The organism is Acidovorax sp. KPB24-07 (genome assembly GCF_057543315.1).
This window is the reverse complement of record NZ_BAAJYS010000012.1, coordinates 13237-32747: the sequence shown is the minus strand read 5'-3', so window position 1 is coordinate 32747 and position 19511 is coordinate 13237. Positions and strand designations below refer to the sequence as shown.

Genomic DNA, 19511 nt, shown 5'->3' with positions numbered 1-19511 from the left:
AAATCAGACCGCTCCGCGCGTTTCCACGTAGAGCGAATAGATCGAGTGGCTGCTGGCCATGAAGAGGCGGTTTTTCTTGGGGCCGCCGAACACGAGGTTCGGGCAACGCTCGGGCAGGCGGATATGGCCGATGGCCTTGCCGGACGGGTTGAACACCATCACGCCGTCCAGGTCCGCGGCGACCGAGTCGGCCGCGCCCGTGCTGCCCCAGCCGCACCACAGGTTGCCGTCTTCATCGACCTTGAATCCGTCCAGCGCGCCCGCCCCGCCCTCGATCAGCACAGTCGGGTTGGCCAGACCCTGGCGGGCGGTGACGTCGTAGCGCACGATCTGGCGGCGGTTGTCGGCCGTGCGCGCCACGAGGTAGAGCTGCTTTTCGTCCGGCGTGAACGCCAGACCGTTGGGAAAGCGCGCCTCCAGCACGCGATCCAGCCGGCCGGACGGATCGATGCGGTACAGCGCATGCGGAAGCTCGGAGACGGCCTTGTCGCCCTCCCAGTGGCCGCCGATGCCGAACGGCGGGTCGGTGAACCAGACCGAGCCGTCGCTCGGGCAGACGATGTCGTTGGGCGAGTTCAGGCGCTTGCCCTCGAAGCGGTCGGCCAGCACGGTGATGCTGCCGTCGTACTCGGTGCGGGTCACGCGGCGGGTCAGGTGCTCGCACGCCAGCAGCCGGCCCTGGCGGTCGCGGCCCAGGCCGTTGGAGAAGTTGGAGGGCTGGCGGAACACGCCGGTCTGCCCCGTGGCCTCGTCCCAGCGCAGGATGCGGTTGTTGGGAATGTCGGAAAACAGCAGGTAGCGCCCATCGCCGAACCACACCGGGCCTTCGACCCAGCGAAAGCCGGTGGCGATCTGCTCCACGCTGCTGCTGAACAGGCGGTACTTGGCGAATGACGGATCCAGGATCTGCACCGAGGGATCGGGGTAGCGCTGCTGCGGCTTGAAGTCGAACGCCTGGGCCTGCGCGAGGCCCGTGGCCGTGGCGGCCAGCGCGCCGGCCATGAAACGGCGGCGCGATGGCGGGGTCTGGGGGGTGGCGCCTTGTGTCGCTCTTTGCATGGGTTTTGTCTCCGGTCGTGTTTTCAGGAAGCGCGGCGGGCCCCAGACCCCAAAGCCGCGCGGGCGGGCAGGCGCATGCGTACCCACGCACCAAGGCGTCGATGCTTCACGGCAGGTCGACGATCTCGACCCAGTTGGGGTTCTTGCCCGCCGCCACGCGCGTGGGCGTGCCCGGCACGCCGGTGGCTGGATCGATGGGGTGCAGCGACACGCTGTGCGAGTCCTGCCCCGCCGCGATCAGGAAGCGCCCCGAGGCATCGACGGCAAAGCCGCGCGGCGACTTCTCGGTCGGCACCTGGCCGAGCGGCTCGAGCTGCCCGGTGGCCGCATCGACGCGGAAGGTAGACAGCGTGCTCGACGTGCGCTCGGACGCATACAGCGTGCGCCCATCGGGCGACAGGTGCAGGTCGGCCGCCCAGGGCTTGCCGGCGAAGCCCGGCGGCAAGGTGGTGGTGCGCTGCACCTCGCGCAGCGTGCCGCGCTCGGCGTCGTACGCCATCACGTGCAGGGCCGCGTCCAGCTCGTCCACCACGTACATGTACCGCTGCGCCTTGTCCCAGACGAAGTGGCGCGGGCCGGCCTTTTCCGGGGCCACCGCGGTCAGCGCCGGCTCGTTGGCGGTCAGCTTTCCGGTGGTGGCGTCGAAGCGCCAGCTCGACAGATGGTCACCACCCAGGCTGGTGGCGAACACGTAGCGGTTGGCCGCGTCGGCATGGATGGCGTGCGCGTTGGGCGCCGTGGGAATGAGCTGCTGCACCGCGCCCACCAGCCCGTCCTTGTCGATGCTGTTGACGGTGATCTTGTGGCCCGGGTAGGACGCGGCGAACAGCCAGCGGCCGGTGGCATCGGTGTCGATGTTGGCCATGCTGTCCGCCAGGGCGGCCTCGCCCTGCTTCTTCAGGCGGCCGCTGGCCGGATCGATGGCCAGCGTCACCACGCGAAAAGGCTGCGAGCGCAGCGCCACGTACAGCTGGCGCTTGTTGGGTGAGACCGCCATGGGCATGGCCTGGCCGCCCACGGTCACGGTCTCCACCGGCTGGAGTTTGCCGGCGGCGCGATCCAGTTCGTACACCGACACGTCCTGGCTGTCGGCGTTCGACACATAGACCCAGGTGGCGGCCGAGGCCGCGCCGCTGGCCGCCATCAGCGCGGCGGCGGCCACGGGGGCCAGCGCCACCGCGCGCAGGAAGGAAGAAGAAATCGCCATGGATCGCTCTCTTTCCGGGGTCACTTGACCACCATGAACATGCTGGGCAGCCAGGTCGAGAAGCCCGGCACGAAGGTCACGAGGGCCAGCGCGAAGATCAGCGCGCCGTAGAAAGGCCAGATCGTGCGCATCACCGTGCCCACCGACACGCCGCCGATTGCGCAGCCCACGAACTGGGTGGTGCCCACGGGCGGCGTGTTCAGGCCCAGCGCGCAGTTGATCAGCATGACGATGCCGAACTGCACCGAGCTCATGCCGTAGTGCTGGGCGATGGGCAGGAAGATCGGCGTGCACAGCAAGATGGTGGCCGCCATGTCCAGGAACGTGCCCAGCACGAACAGGATGATGTTGATCAGCAGGAAGATCACCCACGGCGTGCTGGTCACCTGCGACAGCATCTGGCCCGTGAGTTCGGCCACGCCGTACAGGCTGATGAGGTAGCCGAAGGTGCTGGAGATGCCGATCAGCAGCAGGATCACGCCCGTGGTACGCACCGCCTTCGAGGCCGCCTTGATGAAGTGCTCCCACTTCAGCGTGCGGTACAGGAACACGGTCAGGCCCAGCGCATACAGCACGGCCACGGCCGCCGATTCGGTGGCGGTGAAGATGCCCGAAAGAATGCCCCCCAGGATCAGCACGACGATGAACAGCCCCGGCAGCGCGGCGGCGAACGAACGCCCGACGATCTGCCAGCCCGGGAACGTGCCCGCGGGGTAGCCGCGCTTGACGGCCACGAGGTAGGCCGCGGCCAGGTTGCTGATGGTGAGCACCAGCGCGGGAATCAGCGCCGCGAGGATCAGCGCCGCGATGGACACCTTGCCGCCGGCCGCCAGCGAATAGATGATGAGGTTGTGGCTGGTGGGCATGAGCGCCCCCACCAGCGCCGCGTGCGTCGTCACGTTGACGGCGTAGTCGGCGTGGTAGCCCTCCTTCTTCATCATCGGGATCATCACGGCGCCCATGGCCGACACGTCCGCCACCGGCGAGCCCGAGACGCCGCCGAACAGCGTGCAAGCCACCACGTTGGACATGCCCAGCCCGCCGCGCACGTGGCCCACCAGGTTGCGCGCGAAGTTGACGATGCGGTCGGCGATGCCGCCGTACAGCATCAGCTCGCCCGCGAAGATGAAGAATGGAATCGCCAGGAACGAGAAGATGCCCATGCCCGAGGTCATCTGCTGGAAGCCGACCTCCAGGGGCAGGCCTTCGTACAGCAGGGTGGCCAGGGCCGACAGGCCGATGGAAAACGCCACGGGCACGCCCAGCAGCAGAAACAGCGTGAACGACACGCTCAGGATCAAAAGTGGCACGGTCATGGTTTTTCTCAGCCCCAGGCAGGTTCGACTTCGCGGCCCTGGGCCAGCGCGATGATGTGTTCGATCGAGAACATCACGATCAGGACGCCCGCGATCGCGGCCGGCACGTATTTCCAACCTTCGGAGATCCACAGCGTGGGTAGCCGGTAGTCCCACACTGACTGCGCGAGCGACGCGCAGCTGTAGGCCATCACGGCGCCGAACACGAGCACCAGCGCATGGATGAGGTATTCCATCTTCAGGCGCAGCCAGTCGGGCGCCAGCACCAGGAACGATTCGAGCCCGATGTGGCCGGCATCGCGCACGCCCACCGCCACGCCGAACATGGTGACGTAGATCACCAGCAGCAGGGCCAGGCTTTCCGCCCAGGTGGGCGTGTTGTTGAGCACATAGCGTCCGAACACCTGCCAGCTCACGGCGCAGATCACTGCGACCAGGCCGAGGATGCCCAGCCACATGCAGACGCGGGCGAGCGTGCGGCAAATTTGGGTATACATGTTGTTATGAGTAAAAAAGGCCCCTGGCGCAATATCCACTAGGGCACCATGCTATTGATTTAAGAGCAAAAAAAGCCCACTTCAGGAAGTGGGCAGAAAGGGACTTACTGGGTTTCCTGAACGCGCTTGACCAGGTCCTTGAGCTTGGCGTCCGGGATGAACTTGTCGTACACGGGCTTCATCGCGGCCTGGAACGGGGCCTTGTCGATTTCGATGATCTCGGCACCGCCGGCCTTCACCGTCGCCAGCGACTTGATCTCGCGCTCGGCCCATTGCTTGCGCATGTAGGGCACCGACTCCTTGGCGGCCTGGCGGATCCAGCCCTGCTCTTCGGGCGACAGGCGGTCCCAGGCGCGCTTGGAGAACAGCAGCATCTCGGGGGCCATGGAGTGCTCGGTCTTGGTGTAGTACTTGGCCACTTCGAACGAACGCGAGCTCTCGTACGTGGGGTAGTTGTTCTCGGCCGCGTCGATCAGGCCGGTCTTGAGGCCGGTGTACACCTCGCCCATGGGCATGGGGGTGGCGTTGGCGCCCATGGCCTCCAGCATCGACACCCACAGGTCGGACTGCTGCACGCGCACTTTCAGGCCCTTCATGTCGGCGAAGCTGCGCACGGGCTTCTTGGCGGTGAACATCGAGCGGGCGCCGCTGTCGTAGTAGGCCAGGCCCACGAAGCCCTGCTTTTCGCAGGCCTTGAGGATTTCCTCGCCGATCGGGCCGTCCAGCACCTTGTGCAGATGCTCGACCGAGCGGAACAGGAACGGCATCGTGGGCACCACGGTCTCGGGGCAGATGTTGTTCATCGCGCCGATGTTGATGCGCACCAGCTGCAGCGCGCCGATCTTGGCCTGCTCGATGGTGTCCTTCTCGCTGCCCAGGGCGCCGTTGTTGAACACCTTGATGGTGTGCTTGCCGCCCGACAGGGCTTTCAGGCGCTCGCCCATGAACTTGACCGCCGTCACGGTCGGGTAGTCGTCGGGGTGGATGTCCGCGGAGCGCAGCTCGGTCGCCTGCGCGGCGCCGAAGCCCAGTGTGAGCGCGGCCAGGGTGGCCAGGGTGGTCTTCAGGAATTTCATTTGTCTGCCTCGTCTCTTTTGCTGTTGGAAATACGTTTTGGGGGAGAAATCGGTAGAGGGACCCAGGCCCCGTTCAGACAGGGGCGGTGAATTCTGGCTCCGGCACGCCCTGCGTACCCGGGCGCAATGCGAAGACACCGCCGGCCAACGGCTGGTCCGACAGGTCCACGCCTGCGGGGCGGATGGAGGTGACGTACAGCGTGTCGAGCTGCGGGCCGCCGAAGGCGCACATGGCAGGCTTTTTCACCGGCACGGCCAGGGACCGGTCGAGCCGGCCGTCGGGGGTGAAGCGGTGCACCAGGCCCGCGTCGTTGCCGCAGATCCAGTAGCCGCCATCCACATCGATCGCCGCGCCATCGGGGCGCCCCGGCAGCGGATTCATGTCGGCGAACAGGCGACGGCGGCTCGGCGTGCCGGTCTCGGTGTCGTAATCGAAGGCCCAGATCGCCTGCACCTGGGGGTGCGAATCGGACAGGTACATCGTGCGCCCGTCGGGGCTGAAAGCGATGCCGTTGGGCACGATCAAATCGCCCAGCGCCAGGTCGGTGCCTGCGCCGGCCGTCAGCTCCTGCGCACCGAACCGGTACACCTTGCCCACGCGGGCGGCGGCGCCCATGTCCTGCAGCATGGTGCCGGCGATGAAACGTCCCTGGCGGTCACAGCGGCCGTCGTTGAAGCGCATGCCCGCCCGGGCGTGTTCGGCCGTGGCCAGGCGCTGCGCCTGCAGCGGTCCGGATGCGGCACCGCCCTGCGGCAGGTCGAGCTGGAACCAGCCGCTTTCCAAACCGGCAAGCCATCGGCCGGGCTGCCCGGCCCAGGGAGCGATGCAGGCGACCATCTCGGGGGCCTTCCACTGCGCCTGCTCGCCGGTCTGCGCGGACCAGCGGTGCAGCACGCCCTGGGGAATGTCGGCCCAGTACAGCGCCTGCCCGGCAGCGCGCCACACCGGGCTCTCGCCCGTCGCGCAGCGCGCATCCAGCACCAGTTCCGCGCTGGCGTTCACGGCGGTCATCCTTCGAACGGGCCCTGGGCCGTGAAGGCCCCGCCCTGGTAGATGGCGGCCGGGTCGGTCGGCGCGGGTGCGGGCTGGGCCTCGACCTGGGCACGAAAGGGTTCGGAGCTGTCCTTGGGCGCGAAGCCCAGGTGCGCTGCCGCATGGTTGTCCCACCACAGATCGCGGTTGGCGGAGGCGCCATACACCACGGTGTGGCCCACGTCCGGGGTGAACAGGGCCTTTTCGACGAGCTGGGTGAGGTCGTCGTAGCTCAGCCAGGAACTCATCATGCGGCGGTCGCGCGGCGCAGGGAACGAGGAGCCGATGCGCAGGCTCACCGTCTCGATGCCGTAGCGGTCGAAATAGAAGCTCGCCATGTCTTCGCCGAACGACTTGGACAGGCCGTAATAGCCATCGGGCCGGCGGCGCGCGTTGGCGTCGATGCGCTCGTCCTGGCGGTAAAAGCCCGTCACATGGTTGGAGCTGGCGAATACCACGCGGCGCACGCCGTGGCGACGCGCGCCTTCGTAGATGTGGAACACGCCCTTGATGTTGGCTTCCAGGATCTGCTCGAAGGGCCGCTCGACCGATACCCCGCCCAGGTGCACGATGGCGTCGCAGCCGGCCACCAGCGCGTCCACCGCAGCCTTGTCGGCCAGATCGCAGGGCACCACCTCTTCATCGGGGCCACGCGAAGGGGCCACGGGGGAGATGTCGGACAGCCGCAGCACCTCGGCATACGGGCGCAATCTTTCGCGCAACACCTGGCCCAGGCCGCCTGCGGCGCCGGTCAAAAGAAGACGGGGTAAACGGGACGGCTGGCTCATGAAGCTCCTCTGGCTAGTATTTGTCATATGTTGTCATACAACGTTCAGCGATTATCATCACCGCCATGGCCGCACCGATAAAGGGATTACCCGCATACCCCGCCCCCACCGAATCAACGGCCCCGAACCTGTCCCCGGCTCCGGTCCGGCGCGCCCGCGGACTGGCCAATGCCGTGGTGGAAGACTTCTCTGGAAAGATCCGCGACCGGCTGCTGACGCCGGGCGACAAGCTGCCCACCGAATCGGAAATCATGCGCGCCCACGACGTGAGCCGCACCGTGGTGCGCGAGGCCCTGTCCAAGCTCCAGGCCGCCGGCCTCGTGGAAACGCGACACGGCATCGGCACCTTCGTTCTGCCCCCGCGCGCCGGCGGCGTGTTCCGCCTGGACCCGTCCGAACTCACGGCGTCGGTGGACGTTCTGGCCGTGCTGGAGCTGCGCATCAGCCTGGAAACCGAGTCGGCCGGCCTTGCGGCCATGCGCCGCAGCGAGACCCACCTGCAGGCCATGCGCCAGGCACTGGACGACTTCGAGCGCAACATGGCCATGGGCGGCGACACGGTGGGGCACGACTTCCGCTTTCACCTGCAGATCGCCGAGGCGACGGGCAACCCGTACTTCGCCGACATCATGAACCACCTGGGCACCACGCTGATTCCGCGCACCCGCATCTCGGGCATCCGCAACGCAGTGCGGGGCCACGAATACCTGAGCCGGGTGAACCGCGAGCACGAAGAGATCTATTCGGCCATCGCCCGCAAGGACCCCGAGTCGGCGCGCGCGGCCATGCGCATCCACCTCACCAACAGCCGCGAGCGCCTGCGCTTGGCGCAGGAGGCGGCCAAAACACCGCCGGCTCCGGTGCAAGCCCCCGCCGCCACACCCGAAGCCTGAAACCCAGCCACTCGCCCAAAGGCCGGGCAGCGCGGGTCATCGTTAACCCGAAGAGCCGCGGAAAAGCATCCTCCGGCGCTTGTGCCTTGCCATTTTTAAGTTGTATGATGACGTACAACAAAAAATGACCCAACCCAAGCAAGGAGACATGCAATGACTTTGAACCGCCGCCACGCCATGGTCTATGGTGCCGCCGCCCTGGCCAGCACCACGGCCATGGGCCAGACCGCCAATTGGCCCACCAAAACGTTGCGACTCATCGTGCCCTACCCGCCCGGCGGCAGTTCGGACATCATTGCGCGCGCCATCAGCCAGCCGCTGTCGGACCTGCTCAAGCAGAACGTCATCGTGGAAAACAAGCCCGGCGCCAACGGCAACCTGGGCGCCGACTTCGTCGCCAAGGCGCAGCCCGACGGCTACACCATGCTGCTGTGCGACGTGGGGGCGCTGGCCATCAGCCCCTCGGTCTATACCAAGCTGCCATTCAACCCCTCCAAGGACCTGCGTGGCGCGACCATGCTGGCCTACTCGCCGCACATGCTGGTGGTGCACCCGTCCGTGCCCGCCAACAACCTGAAGGAACTGATCGCCCTGTCCAAGACGGCCGACCTGAATTTCGCCGTCACCGCCACGGGCAGCGCACCGCACCTGGCCGGCGTGGCGCTGGAGCGCGCCAGTGGCGCCCGCTGGCAATATGTGCCCTACAAGGGCGGCGTGACCGCCATCCAGGACACCATGGCCGGCCAGACCCAGGTGCTGATGAACGGCATGCTCGCCACCCTGCCCCACGTGCAAAGCGGCAAGCTCAAGGTGCTGGCGCTGTCCAAGGCCACGCGCATGCCGCTGCTGGCCGATGTGCCCACCATTGCAGAGCAGGGCATCCCCGGCTTCGAGTCCGGCACCTGGCAAGGCATCCTCGTGCCGCGCGGCACGCCCGATCCGATCGTGCAGCGCCTGAACACGGCCCTCATCTCCGTCATCCGCACGCCGGAAATCCGCTCCCGCCTCGCGGGCCAGGGCGCCGAGGTCGTGACCATGGCCTCCGCCGAGCAGGACAAGTTCTTCGAGAAGGAGCGCGCACGCTGGGCCAGTGTGGTGTCGGCGGCGCAGATCCGGCTCGACTGATTTTTCACTTTTCCCTTTTTCCACCCACTACCCCGTACCGCCATGCAACCTCAAGAACTCAAGACCATCATGGGCTCCGGCCTCCTGTCGTTCCCGCTCACGGACTTCGACGCCCAGGGCCAATTCAACGCCAAGGGCTACGCGGAGCGCCTGGAATGGCTGGCCCCCTACGGTGCCAGCGCTTTGTTCGCGGCAGGCGGCACGGGTGAGTTCTTCTCGCTCACGGCGGACGAGTATCCCGGCATCATCAAGACCGCCGTGGACACCTGCCGCGGCAAGGTGCCGATCATCGCCGGCGCCGGCGGCCCTACCCGCTTTGCCATCCAGTGCGCCCAGGCGGCCGAGAAGGCCGGCGCCCACGGCATCCTGCTGCTGCCGCACTACCTGACGGAAGCCGGCCAGGAAGGCCTGGCCGCGCACGTCGAAGAGGTGTGCAAGAGCGTGAAGTTCGGCGTGATCGTCTACAACCGCGGCCAGAGCCGCTTCACCCCCGAAACGCTGGCACGCCTGGCCGAGCGCAACGCCAACCTGGTGGGCTTCAAGGACGGCGTGGGCGACATCGAACTGATGAACTCCATCTACATGAAGATGGGCGACCGCTTCGCCTACCTGGGTGGCCTGCCGACTGCCGAGGTGTATGCCGCGGCCTACAAGGCACTGGGCACGCCGGTGTATTCGTCGGCCGTGTTCAACTTCATCCCCAAGACGGCGATGGACTTCTACAAGGCCGTGGCCAACGACGATCTGGCGACGCAGCACCACCTGCTGCGCGAGTTCTTCATGCCTTACCTCGAACTGCGCAACCGCATGGCCGGCTATGCCGTCAGCATCGTCAAGGCCGGCGCGAAGATCGTCGGCCACGACGCCGGCCCCGTGCGCGCCCCGCTCACGGACCTCAAGCCCGGCGAAATGCAGGAACTCAAGGCACTCATCGACAAGCTCGGCCCGCAATAAGGCGCCGCGGCTGAAGATCCGGCGCCCGGCCGTGCACGGGCGCCGGTGGGTCAAGCCATCCGCACGGGGCATCCATAAAACCACACCACAACGGAGACAAGAGATGTACAAGAAACTGTTCCTTGCGGCGGCCACGGCCGTCACCCTGCTGGCCCTGGGCGGCTGCGCCACGGCACCGGCCGGCGCCGCCGATGCGCCGCAGTCGGTCGCCACTGCGGCCGAGCGCCTGCGAATCGCCATGATCGATCCGTCCCCCGCCGCGCTGAACCAGCTCGTGGCCGACGACCTGAGCTATGGCCACTCGGGAGGCCGGGTGGACACCAAGGCCAGCTTCATCAGCGACCTGCTCGACGGCAAGTCCGACTTCGTCACCATCGTCATCAGCGACCAGACCATCAAGGTGGTCGGCGACGCGGCCATCGTCCGCCACACCCTGACGGCCGATACCAACGATTCGGGCAAGCCCGGCAAGGTGCAGATCAAGATCCTGGGCGTCTGGCAAAAGCAAGGCGCCGATTGGAAGCTGCTGGCCCGCCAGGCCGTCCGCGCAGCGCCCTGATTCCCCCCCGACGAGGAGGCCGCGCGTGCGGCTTTCTCGTGGGGCTTCGAATTCTTTTTGCTCCCTGCGACCGCTTTCACACCGGCCTGCACCCCAAGGCCCTGGATGCGCCGCCGTACCATCCCCGCCCATGAGCACCACACCCCGGCCCCGCCTCCTTCAAATCGCCCGCCTGCCCCTGCCGGCGCTCGAAGCCGACCTGGCTGCGCAGTTCGACATCGTTTGCCTGTCCGACCAACCCGATCCCGCCGCGTTCCTTGCCGAACGCGGCGCCGACTTCACGGGCGTGGTCACCTCCGCCTCCATTGGCCTGAAACGGGAGGTGATCGATGCCTTGCCGAGCTTGCAGGTCATCAGCAGCTTCGGCGTGGGGTTCGACGCGCTGGACATCGCAGCGGCCAGCGCGCGGGGCATCCAGGTGGGCTACACGCCCGGCGTCTTGAACGATTGCGTGGCCGACCTGGCCTTTGCCCTGCTGCTGGATGTGTCGCGCGGCGTCAGCGCCAGCGACCGCTTCGTGCGGCGCGGCGACTGGACCACCGCCCGGTTCGCGCCCCAGACCCGGGTGTCCGGCAAGCGCCTGGGGCTCGTCGGCATGGGCCGCATCGGGCAGGCCGTGGCCGAACGGGCCTCGGGCTTTCGCATGGAGGTCGGCTACCACAACCGCCGGCCTAGCGCCCAGTCCACCCTGCCCTATTTCGACTCGTTGCTGGAACTGGCCCGATGGGCCGACTACCTGGTGCTGACCGTGGCCGGAGGGGCGGAAACCCGCCATCTGGTCGATCGCGCCGTGCTGGAGGCCCTCGGCCCCCGAGGTTTTCTGATCAACGTGGCACGGGGCAGCGTGGTCGATGAGGCCGCCCTGATCGACGCCCTGGCAGAACGCCGCATCGCGGGCGCGGGCCTCGACGTGTTCGAAAACGAACCATCGGTACCAGCCGCGCTGCTGGCGCTGGACAACGTGGTCCTGACACCGCACACCGCCAGCGCCACCCATGAAACCCGCCGCGCCATGGCCGACATGGTGCTGGACAACCTGCACGCCTTCTACGCCACGGGTGCTGTCCGCGCCCCGGTGCCCAGCACCGGGACGGCTTGAACCCACTTCGCTCCGCCACTCTCCGAAGCCCACACCCATGCCCATTGCCATGCACACCCCTACCGTCACCGAAGTCCGCGTCATTCCGGTCGCCGGGCGCGACGGCATGCTGCTCAACCTGAGCGGCGCGCACGCCCCGTTCTTCACGCGCAACCTGTTCATCCTCACCGACAGTGCCGGGCGCACCGGGGTCGGCGAAGTGCCGGGCGGCGAAAAGATCCGGCAGGCCCTGGAAGATGTCCGGCCCTTGCTCGTCGGGCAGCCGGTGGGCAACCACCTGGCGCTGCTGCAGCAGGTGCAGGCCGCGCTCGCAGGGCGCGACAGCGGCGGACGCGGCCTGCAGACGTTCGACCTGCGCATCGCCATCCACGCCGTCACCGCCGTGGAGTCGGCCTTGCTCGACTTGCTGGGCCAGCACCTGGGCGTGCCGGTGGCCGCACTGCTCGGAGAAGGCCAGCAGCGCGACCGCGTGGAAATGCTCGGCTACCTGTTCTTCGTGGGCGATGCCGGCCAAACCGATCTGCCCTACGTGCGCGCCCAGGATGTGGATGCCACCGAGAGCGACTGGAGCCGCGTGCGCCATCTGCAGGCCCTCACGCCCGAGACCATCGTGCGCCAGGCCGAGGCCGCGCACGCACGCTATGGTTTCAACGACTTCAAGCTCAAGGGGGGCGTGCTGCGCGGCGAGGACGAAGTCCTGGCCATTCGGGCGCTGCATGAGCGCTTTCCCAAGGCGCGCGTCACCCTCGACCCCAACGGCGGCTGGCTGCTCAAGGACGCCGTTCTCCTGTGCCGGGACCTGCACGGCGTGCTCGCCTATGCGGAAGACCCCTGCGGTGCCGAAGACGGCTTTTCGGGCCGCGAGATCATGGCCGAGTTCCGCCGCGCCACCGGGTTGCCCACCGCCACCAACATGGTGGCCACCGACTGGCGCCAGATGGTGCATGCGCTCTCGCTCCAGTCGGTCGACATTCCACTGGCCGACCCGCACTTCTGGACCATGGCCGGCTCGGTGCGCGTGGCCCAGACCTGCCGCGACTGGGGCCTGACCTGGGGTTCGCACTCCAACAACCATTTCGACGTGTCGCTGGCCATGTTCACGCATGTGGCGGCCGCGGCCCCGGGCAAGGTCACGGCCATCGACACCCACTGGATCTGGCAGGATGGCCAGGGCCTGACACAATCGCCGCTGCAGATCGTGGACGGGCATGTGACCGTGCCGACCACCCCGGGCCTGGGCGTTCAGCTCGACATGGCGGCCGTGGAGCGCGCGCACCAGCTCTATCTCCAGCATGGGCTGGGCGCACGCGACGACAGCATCGCGATGCAGTACCTTCACGCCGGCTGGAAGTTCGACCCCAAGCGCCCTTGCCTCGTTCGCTGACCCGCAAGGCTGGCCTAAACTGCTGTCATGCCTTTTTCACACGCATGGCCTGACAACACCGCCCGAAGCCTGCTGCCCTGGATCTTTTTGGGAGCAACAGCCGGCTGCGGCGCGCAGACCCGTGATGTCACCGGTGAAATCGCCGTCAGCAGCGACCTCACCGAACGGGGTTTCCAGACGCCCATCAAGCGCCCCATCGTCCAGGGGCTGCTCACGCTCTACGATGCGACGGGATGGTCGGCCGGCGCCGTGCTGGGAATGCAGACCAACGGCCGCCGCTATGGCCGGGCGATCGTCCGCCTCGCCTACGACGGTGTGCTGTCCAATGACTGGCAGTACCAAGCCGTCACCCAGTACTACGCCTATCCGGACAACCCCACCGCCCAGTTGCTGGACCGGCTGGAAACGGCCCTGAGCTTCAGCTATCGCGATCTGATCACGGCAGGTGCGTCGGTATTTCGATATCCCCACACCCGGGATGCCGCCCGGCCCATGCGGTGGGCCGTGGATCTGGGCGGTCGGCTACCGATCGACGAGCAATTTTCCTTGACGGGCACCATCGGGCTGGCCGAGGTCCGCCCGCAAGACCGTTATGCGTATGGCAGCGTTGGCGCCGCCTGGCGCCAAGGCCCCTGGCGCGCCTCACTCAGCTATTTGGCAACCGACAGTCGGGCCCGACCGTTGTCCCCCGGCAACACTGCAGGCCACTGGTCGTTCATGTGGGCCCGTTCTTTTTGAAGCATCCGCAACCTTTTGGTGCATTGCAGGCACACACGTCGCAAGATTCCACCTTCCAAGACGCTCATCCGCCCGCTTCTACGCCATGGCTGCCCTCTCCTTTCCCGACGATTCAGCCGATCTCGAACTGCTGCATGGCATCGCGTCCGGCGATCGCGCGGCCCTGGCAGCACTGTACCGGGCGTACCACCGCCGACTCTGCCAGTTTCTGACCCGCCTGACCCGCCGGTCCGACCTGATCGAAGAGGTCATCAACGATTGCTTCTGGATCGTCTGGCAAAAAGCGGGCAGTTTCCGTGAAGAGTCGAAAGTCTCCACTTGGATCATGGGCATCGCCTATCGCTGCGGGCTCAAGGCCCTGCGGCAGGACGGGGGAACGGACATGCTCTCCATTGCGGACGACGATCTGGAAGTCCAGCCCAATCTGGCCACTGACCCCGGCGAAGCGAGGGAACTGCGCAACTGGCTGGACAAGGGCATGGAGCGGCTCTCGGTGGACCAGCGGCTGGTACTGGAACTGGCCTATGCCGGCGGGCATTCGCTGGAAGAAATCGCCGTCATCACCCAGTCACCCGTCGGAACCGTCAAAGCGCGCATGTTCCACGCGCGAGTGAAGTTGCGCAACTTGCTGCCGGCCTTGGCCACCCGCAGCACCGCTCAATAGGATTGCACCATGCCCTCCCGTTTTCCTGATTCCCCAAGCCAGGACCGCTCCCATCTACTGACCCAGGAGGCCCTGCCCTGGATCGTCAATGGCCGTGCCAGCGATGAGCAGCGTGCGGAAGTGGAAAAGCACCTGGCACAGTGCGCCGACTGCCGGGACGAACTCCAGACGCAGCAGCAGGTGCAGGCCGCCATGGCATTGGCCCCCATGCGCATGCCCGATGAACAGGCGGGCCTGGACAAACTGCTGGAGCGCATCGAAATGGACGCCCTTTGCGATCAACCGCTGCCTAAACCCATGGCAGGTGCACGCCGGCACGGTGGCCGCCTCACCTATGCACTGGCCACCTTCGCCGTCTTGCAAGCCGTTGCCTTGGCCTTCATGGGACATCGCTTGTCCGAACAGGAACCATCGGCGTTCCAGACATTGAGCAGCCCCCCAGCCCCGGGCACTGCGGCCGCTGGCCAGCCAAACGCCATCCGCGTCGTTCCCGATGGACGCATCACGCTGGCAGACTGGAAGGCGTTGCTGGATTCGCTGAACCTGCAGGTGGTCAGTGGCCCCAACGCGATGGGGGCTTATGCGGTGTCTGCGAAAGACATGCGCCAATCAAATACCCAGGCCCTGGAGCGGCTGCGCAGCACCCCGGGAATGCAGATGGTCGAACCCATCGGAGGCCCGCCATGACCACCCGTCTTCTGACTGCGGCCTTGCTGCTGGCATGCACACTGTCCGGTTGCAGCAGCGTGCCGGCGGAACCTCCTCCCGACGCTAGGACGCTGCAGCCGTCCGGTGAGGCGGGCATGCGTGCCGACAGCACCCGCTACATCATCGTGGCGGTTCCCAATCCGCTGGAACATGTACCGGGCCGCGCGGGCACCAGCCTTTCCAGCTACGGCGCCCCGCCGCGCTACACCATGGGCAACCGCGCGGCAAGGACAGTCCAGGCCATCGCCGTGGACTACGGCCTGCGGGAAGTGACTGCCTGGCCAATCCCGCCGATGAATGCGCACTGCGTGGTGTTCGAGATCAGCGCCACCGCGTCCCGCGACGCGCTGCTGCACGCGCTTTCGCGCGATGCCCGCGTGCAACTGGCGCAGCCCCTGCAGGACTTTTCGGTCAACGCAAGCCCCGAGCCGGAGACTTCGGCCGTGGCCTACAACGACCCCTACATGCCCTTGCAACAGGGCTTTGTGGACATGCAGGTGGCACGTGCGCACAAGCTCAGCACCGGCAAAGGAGCGCACATTGCCGTGATCGACACGGGCGCGCAGACGGAGCATCCGGAGTTGCGCGGGCAGATCGATGCCGCCTACAACCTCGTCGATGAAAATGCCGTGGGCTTTCAGCAAGATCAGCACGGTACCCAGGTCGCGGGCATCATCGCCGCGGCGGGCAACAACCTGCAGGGCATCGTCGGTGTCGCACCCGAGGCAAAGGTGAGCCTCTACAAAGCCTGCTGGTATCCGGCACATCAGCCAGCAGCCGGCGCACGCTGCAATTCGTTCACTCTCGCCAAGGCGCTCGTGGCCGTGATGTCGTCCGATGCGCGCACCATCAACATGAGCCTGGGAGGCCCTGAGGATCCGTTGCTCGGCACGCTGCTGGGCCAACTGGTCAAACAGGGCCGTGCGGTGGTCGCCGCGCTTCCGTCCAACGGAGAGCGCACGGGTTTTCCTGCCGGCGTGCCCGGCGTGATCGTCGTGGGAATGGCCGAAAACGTCAATCTGGCGGCCAAGGGTGTTCTGGCTGCGCCCGGAAAAGACGTGCTCACGCTGCAGCCCCAGGGGCGTTACGACTTCGCCACAGGCTCTTCGATGGCTGCGGCCCACGTGAGCGGGATGATTGCATTGCTCCAATCCAGCGCCCCGCAACTCGACCTCACGACCATTAAGAACCTCCTGCTGGACAGCGAAAAAAGTGTGGGCAGGCCATGGATGGTCAATGCCGAGCGGGCGCTGGAATCCCTGCCGAACCAAGGCCAGCGGCTGGCAAAACGCTGACCAGTCACCGACCAGCCATTCATCTGCCAGAAACGCGCCCTGGCCAAAAGAAAACCCTCCAAATCCGGACAGGACTTCGAGGGTTTCCGCACCAGTAAGCCGATGCCTCTCGGCACCCGCCCAAGTGATTACATGTTGTCGATCATGACCTGGCCAAAGCCAGAGCAGCTCACTTGCGTCGCGCCTTCCATTAGACGGGCGAAGTCATAGGTGACCTTCTTGCTGGCGATCGACTTCTCGATGGACCGGATGATCAGGTCGGCAGCTTCCGTCCAGCCCATGTGACGCAGCATCATTTCGGCCGACAGGATTTCAGAGCCGGGATTCACATAGTCCTTGCCGGCATACTTCGGCGCGGTGCCGTGCGTGGCTTCGAACATCGCCACCGTATCGGACAGATTGGCGCCAGGAGCGATGCCAATGCCGCCCACCTGGGCCGCTAGCGCGTCAGAGATATAGTCGCCGTTCAGGTTGAGCGTGGCCACCACGCTGTACTCGGCGGGACGCAACAGGATCTGCTGCAGGAAAGCGTCCGCAATGCTGTCCTTGATGGTGATGTCCTTGCCCGTCTTGGGGTTCTTGAACTTCATCCAGGGGCCGCCGTCGATCAGCTCGGCACCGAATTCCTTTGCCGCCAGCGCGTAGGCCCAGTCACGGAAGCCACCTTCGGTGAACTTCATGATGTTGCCCTTGTGCACGATGGTCACGCTGGGCTTGTCATTGTCGATGGCGTACTGGATCGCCTTGCGCACCAGTCGCTCGGTTCCTTGGCGGGACACGGGTTTGACGCCAATGCCGGAAGTGTCAGGAAAGCGGATTTTCTTGACGCCGAACTCTTCCTGCAGTATCTTGATGAGCTTTTTGGCCTTTTCGGACTCGGCTTCAAACTCGATCCCGGCGTAGATGTCTTCCGAGTTCTCGCGGAAAATCACCATGTTGGTCTTTTCGGGCTCCTTGACCGGCGAGGGCACGCCCTTGAAGTACTGGATGGGGCGCAGACAGACATACAGGTCCAACTCCTGGCGCAGCGCGACGTTCAGCGAACGGATGCCACCGCCCACGGGCGTGGTCAACGGGCCCTTGATGGACACCACGTAGTCGCGCACGGCGTGCAGCGTCTCTTCCGGCAGCCACACGTCGGGGCCGTAGACCTTGGTTGACTTTTCGCCAGCGAACACTTCCATCCAGTGGATCTTCTTCTTGCCACCATAGGCCTTTGCCACAGCAGCGTCCACGACCTTGAGCATCACGGGCGTGATATCGAAACCAGTGCCGTCGCCCTCGATGTACGGAATGATGGGCTGATCCGGCACGTTCAATGACATGTCGGCGTTGACGGTGATTTTCTGGCCTTCGGCTGGCACCTTGATGTGCTGGTAGCTGCTCATTGAACGGGTCTCTCCGGTGAAACGATGAAGGGGCTTCAGCTGGTTAGGCAAACGCGGTACAGCCGGCAATTCTAAGCCTTAAAAAAATCACATATTTCCTGTCAACGGCCTCCGTGACGGCGCCGTTGTGGAGGTGCTTCGCGGCACTTCGCGCGGCTCCCATCCGAACCTCTTCAAGGAATTGGCATATATGAAAAAACTCCTCGCTGTCCTGGTTGCTGGTCTGTTCGCCGCTGGTGCTTTTGCACAAGGCGCAACGCCAGCCGCACCGGCAACCCCCGCCGTGACTTCCGCCCCCAGCGCCGAGCCAGCCGCCCCCGCCCCCAAGGCGCACGCCAAGGCCAAGGCCAAGAAGCCGGCAGCCCACAAGGTCGCCCACAAGAAGGCCACCAAGAAGCACGCCAAGACGGCTGCCTAAAGAGTAAGCACCATCGTCGGCAAGGCCTTCAGCCCGCGCCGACGCCCTCCAAAAAAGCCCGCCTCCGCGGGCTTTTTTGCCTTTGGCTGCTACCCTTTCGATTCCCATTGCATTTATGGAAAGCCGGATGATGAAATCCTTTCTCGTGCGCGCGGCGGACGGCTCTGAAAAAGCCCTTGCCCCGCTTTTGGCTGCGCTCGTCCTCTCCGTCTGTACGGCGGCAGGCGCCCAGGAATCACCCCAGATGAACCTGCAGCGCGTTGAACTGGGTGCCGGCATGCACCGCATCGACGCACAGGTCGCGGTGTCTCCGCAAGAGCGGCAGATCGGCCTCATGCATCGCAAGGAGATGCCCCAGCAGGAAGGCATGCTGTTCGTGTTCGAAGCGCCTGCCGTCCAGTGCTTCTGGATGAAAAACACGATCCTGCCCTTGACCGCCGCTTTCGTCGCGGACGACGGCACCATCGTCAATCTGGCGGACATGAAGCCGCAGACCGAGGACTCTCACTGCTCTGAGAAGCCGGTGCGTTACGTGCTGGAAATGAACCAGGGCTGGTTCTCGAAAAAGGGAATCAAGGCGGGCTTCAAACTGTCCGGCACGCCCTTTGCCCGCCGCTGACCGGCGGAGCACGCCCGCAAGCCTGCCCTTACGGACAGGGGACATGCCAAAACAAAAACGGCCCAAAAGGGCCGTTTTTTTATTGGGCGCGGAACGCTCAGGCGAAGTTGCTTTCGGCAAATTTCCAGTTCACCAGTTTGTCGAAGAAGGTTTCGACGAACTTGGGGCGCAGGTTGCGGTAATCGATGTAGTACGCGTGCTCCCACACGTCGACCGTCAGCAGGGCCTTGTCGGCCGTGGTCAACGGGGTGCCGGCCGCGCCGGTGTTCACGATATCGACGCTGCCGTCAGCCTTCTTCACGAGCCACGTCCAGCCAGAGCCGAAGTTGCCCACGGCACTCTTCACGAAAGCTTCCTTGAAGGCAGCATAGCTGCCCCACTTGGCGTTGATGGCATTGGCCAGGGCGCCGGACGGCTCGCCGCCGCCGCTGGGAGCCATGCAATTCCAGAAGAAGGTGTGGTTCCAGATCTGGGCTGCATTGTTGTAGATGCCGCCACTGGACTTCTTCACGATTTCCTCAAGCGTCATGCTCTCGAATTCCGTGCCCTTTTGCAGATTGTTCAGGTTCACCACGTAGGCGTTGTGGTGCTTGCCGTGATGGTATTCCAGGGTTTCCTGGCTGTAGTGAGGCGCCAGTGCGTCGATCGCATAGGGCAACGGTGGCAGGGTATGTTCCATGGTGCAGTCCTT

Annotated in this window: 21 protein-coding genes; 12 read left to right on the top strand and 9 right to left on the bottom strand. The window is 65.6% G+C overall.

All coding sequences use genetic code 11. The features are described 5' to 3' along the window. Positions 1–3: 3 nt before the first annotated feature. From AC27IQ_RS03485 to AC27IQ_RS03455, 7 genes are all read right to left on the bottom strand, one after another. Complete coding sequence (locus AC27IQ_RS03485) at positions 4–1059, bottom strand: SMP-30/gluconolactonase/LRE family protein (RefSeq protein WP_487088222.1); 1056 nt, start codon at positions 1057–1059, stop codon at positions 4–6. Between the two features lie 106 nt (positions 1060–1165). Next, on the bottom strand, positions 1166–2266 hold the full coding sequence (locus AC27IQ_RS03480; protein ID WP_487088220.1) for a lactonase family protein: 1101 nt from the start codon (positions 2264–2266) through the stop codon (positions 1166–1168). A gap of 20 nt (positions 2267–2286) precedes the next feature. Further along, a complete protein-coding gene (locus AC27IQ_RS03475) occupies positions 2287–3582 on the bottom strand; it encodes a TRAP transporter large permease (protein WP_487088218.1) in 1296 nt (431 codons plus the stop codon). Positions 3583–3590: 8 nt separating this feature from the next. Continuing rightward, positions 3591–4079 (bottom strand): TRAP transporter small permease, encoded by a 489-nt coding sequence (locus AC27IQ_RS03470; protein WP_272569100.1) that lies wholly within the window; start codon positions 4077–4079, stop codon positions 3591–3593. A gap of 104 nt (positions 4080–4183) precedes the next feature. Beyond that, positions 4184–5155 (bottom strand): TRAP transporter substrate-binding protein, encoded by a 972-nt coding sequence (locus AC27IQ_RS03465; RefSeq protein ID WP_487088216.1) that lies wholly within the window; start codon positions 5153–5155, stop codon positions 4184–4186. A gap of 73 nt (positions 5156–5228) precedes the next feature. Continuing rightward, complete coding sequence (locus tag AC27IQ_RS03460) at positions 5229–6158, bottom strand: SMP-30/gluconolactonase/LRE family protein (RefSeq protein WP_487088214.1); 930 nt, start codon at positions 6156–6158, stop codon at positions 5229–5231. Positions 6159–6163: 5 nt separating this feature from the next. Beyond that, positions 6164–6976 (bottom strand): NAD-dependent epimerase/dehydratase family protein, encoded by an 813-nt coding sequence (locus AC27IQ_RS03455; protein ID WP_487088212.1) that lies wholly within the window; start codon positions 6974–6976, stop codon positions 6164–6166. Between the two features lie 65 nt (positions 6977–7041). On the opposite strand from AC27IQ_RS03455, the gene AC27IQ_RS03450 reads away from it, so the two are divergent. The 10 genes from AC27IQ_RS03450 (at position 7042) to AC27IQ_RS03405 (ending at position 16395) form a co-directional block, all read left to right on the top strand. Then, positions 7042–7869, top strand: coding sequence for a FadR/GntR family transcriptional regulator (locus AC27IQ_RS03450; RefSeq protein WP_487088210.1), 828 nt, complete (start codon positions 7042–7044; stop codon positions 7867–7869). A 153-nt stretch (positions 7870–8022) separates the two neighbouring features. Then, positions 8023–8994 (top strand): Bug family tripartite tricarboxylate transporter substrate binding protein, encoded by a 972-nt coding sequence (locus AC27IQ_RS03445; RefSeq protein ID WP_272547750.1) that lies wholly within the window; start codon positions 8023–8025, stop codon positions 8992–8994. 42 nt (positions 8995–9036) lie between these two features. Next, complete coding sequence (kdgD, locus tag AC27IQ_RS03440; protein ID WP_272569093.1) at positions 9037–9948, top strand: 5-dehydro-4-deoxyglucarate dehydratase; 912 nt, start codon at positions 9037–9039, stop codon at positions 9946–9948. A gap of 103 nt (positions 9949–10051) precedes the next feature. Beyond that, positions 10052–10507 (top strand): nuclear transport factor 2 family protein, encoded by a 456-nt coding sequence (locus AC27IQ_RS03435; protein WP_487088207.1) that lies wholly within the window; start codon positions 10052–10054, stop codon positions 10505–10507. Positions 10508–10637: 130 nt separating this feature from the next. Beyond that, complete coding sequence (locus AC27IQ_RS03430) at positions 10638–11606, top strand: 2-hydroxyacid dehydrogenase (protein ID WP_487088205.1); 969 nt, start codon at positions 10638–10640, stop codon at positions 11604–11606. 49 nt (positions 11607–11655) lie between these two features. Then, positions 11656–12990: an enolase C-terminal domain-like protein gene (locus tag AC27IQ_RS03425; RefSeq protein WP_487088203.1), complete on the top strand. Its 1335-nt coding sequence runs from the start codon at positions 11656–11658 to the stop codon at positions 12988–12990. Positions 12991–13017: 27 nt separating this feature from the next. Then, positions 13018–13728: a TorF family putative porin gene (locus AC27IQ_RS03420; protein WP_284428465.1), complete on the top strand. Its 711-nt coding sequence runs from the start codon at positions 13018–13020 to the stop codon at positions 13726–13728. Between the two features lie 85 nt (positions 13729–13813). Beyond that, positions 13814–14392: an RNA polymerase sigma factor gene (locus AC27IQ_RS03415; RefSeq protein WP_284428466.1), complete on the top strand. Its 579-nt coding sequence runs from the start codon at positions 13814–13816 to the stop codon at positions 14390–14392. A 9-nt stretch (positions 14393–14401) separates the two neighbouring features. Continuing rightward, complete coding sequence (locus AC27IQ_RS03410) at positions 14402–15079, top strand: anti-sigma factor family protein (protein ID WP_487088200.1); 678 nt, start codon at positions 14402–14404, stop codon at positions 15077–15079. Then, positions 15076–16395, top strand: a complete 1320-nt coding sequence (locus tag AC27IQ_RS03405; RefSeq protein ID WP_487088198.1) for a S8 family serine peptidase — start codon at positions 15076–15078, stop codon at positions 16393–16395. The genes AC27IQ_RS03410 and AC27IQ_RS03405 overlap by 4 nt, the downstream gene beginning before the upstream one ends. Before the next feature lie 128 nt (positions 16396–16523). Here the strand turns inward: AC27IQ_RS03405 and icd are convergent, their stop codons facing one another. Next, positions 16524–17783 carry an NADP-dependent isocitrate dehydrogenase gene (gene icd / locus AC27IQ_RS03400; protein ID WP_487088196.1) on the bottom strand — a complete coding sequence of 420 codons (1260 nt, stop codon included), beginning with the start codon at positions 17781–17783 and terminating at the stop codon, positions 16524–16526. A gap of 283 nt (positions 17784–18066) precedes the next feature. Between icd and AC27IQ_RS03395 the strand changes: the two genes are divergently transcribed. Next, positions 18067–18201: a hypothetical protein gene (locus tag AC27IQ_RS03395; RefSeq protein ID WP_372588240.1), complete on the top strand. Its 135-nt coding sequence runs from the start codon at positions 18067–18069 to the stop codon at positions 18199–18201. Between the two features lie 130 nt (positions 18202–18331). Then, complete coding sequence (locus AC27IQ_RS03390; RefSeq protein ID WP_317357961.1) at positions 18332–18820, top strand: DUF192 domain-containing protein; 489 nt, start codon at positions 18332–18334, stop codon at positions 18818–18820. A gap of 97 nt (positions 18821–18917) precedes the next feature. Here the strand turns inward: AC27IQ_RS03390 and AC27IQ_RS03385 are convergent, their stop codons facing one another. After that, positions 18918–19499: a superoxide dismutase gene (locus tag AC27IQ_RS03385; protein ID WP_272569080.1), complete on the bottom strand. Its 582-nt coding sequence runs from the start codon at positions 19497–19499 to the stop codon at positions 18918–18920. Positions 19500–19511 lie beyond the last annotated feature (12 nt).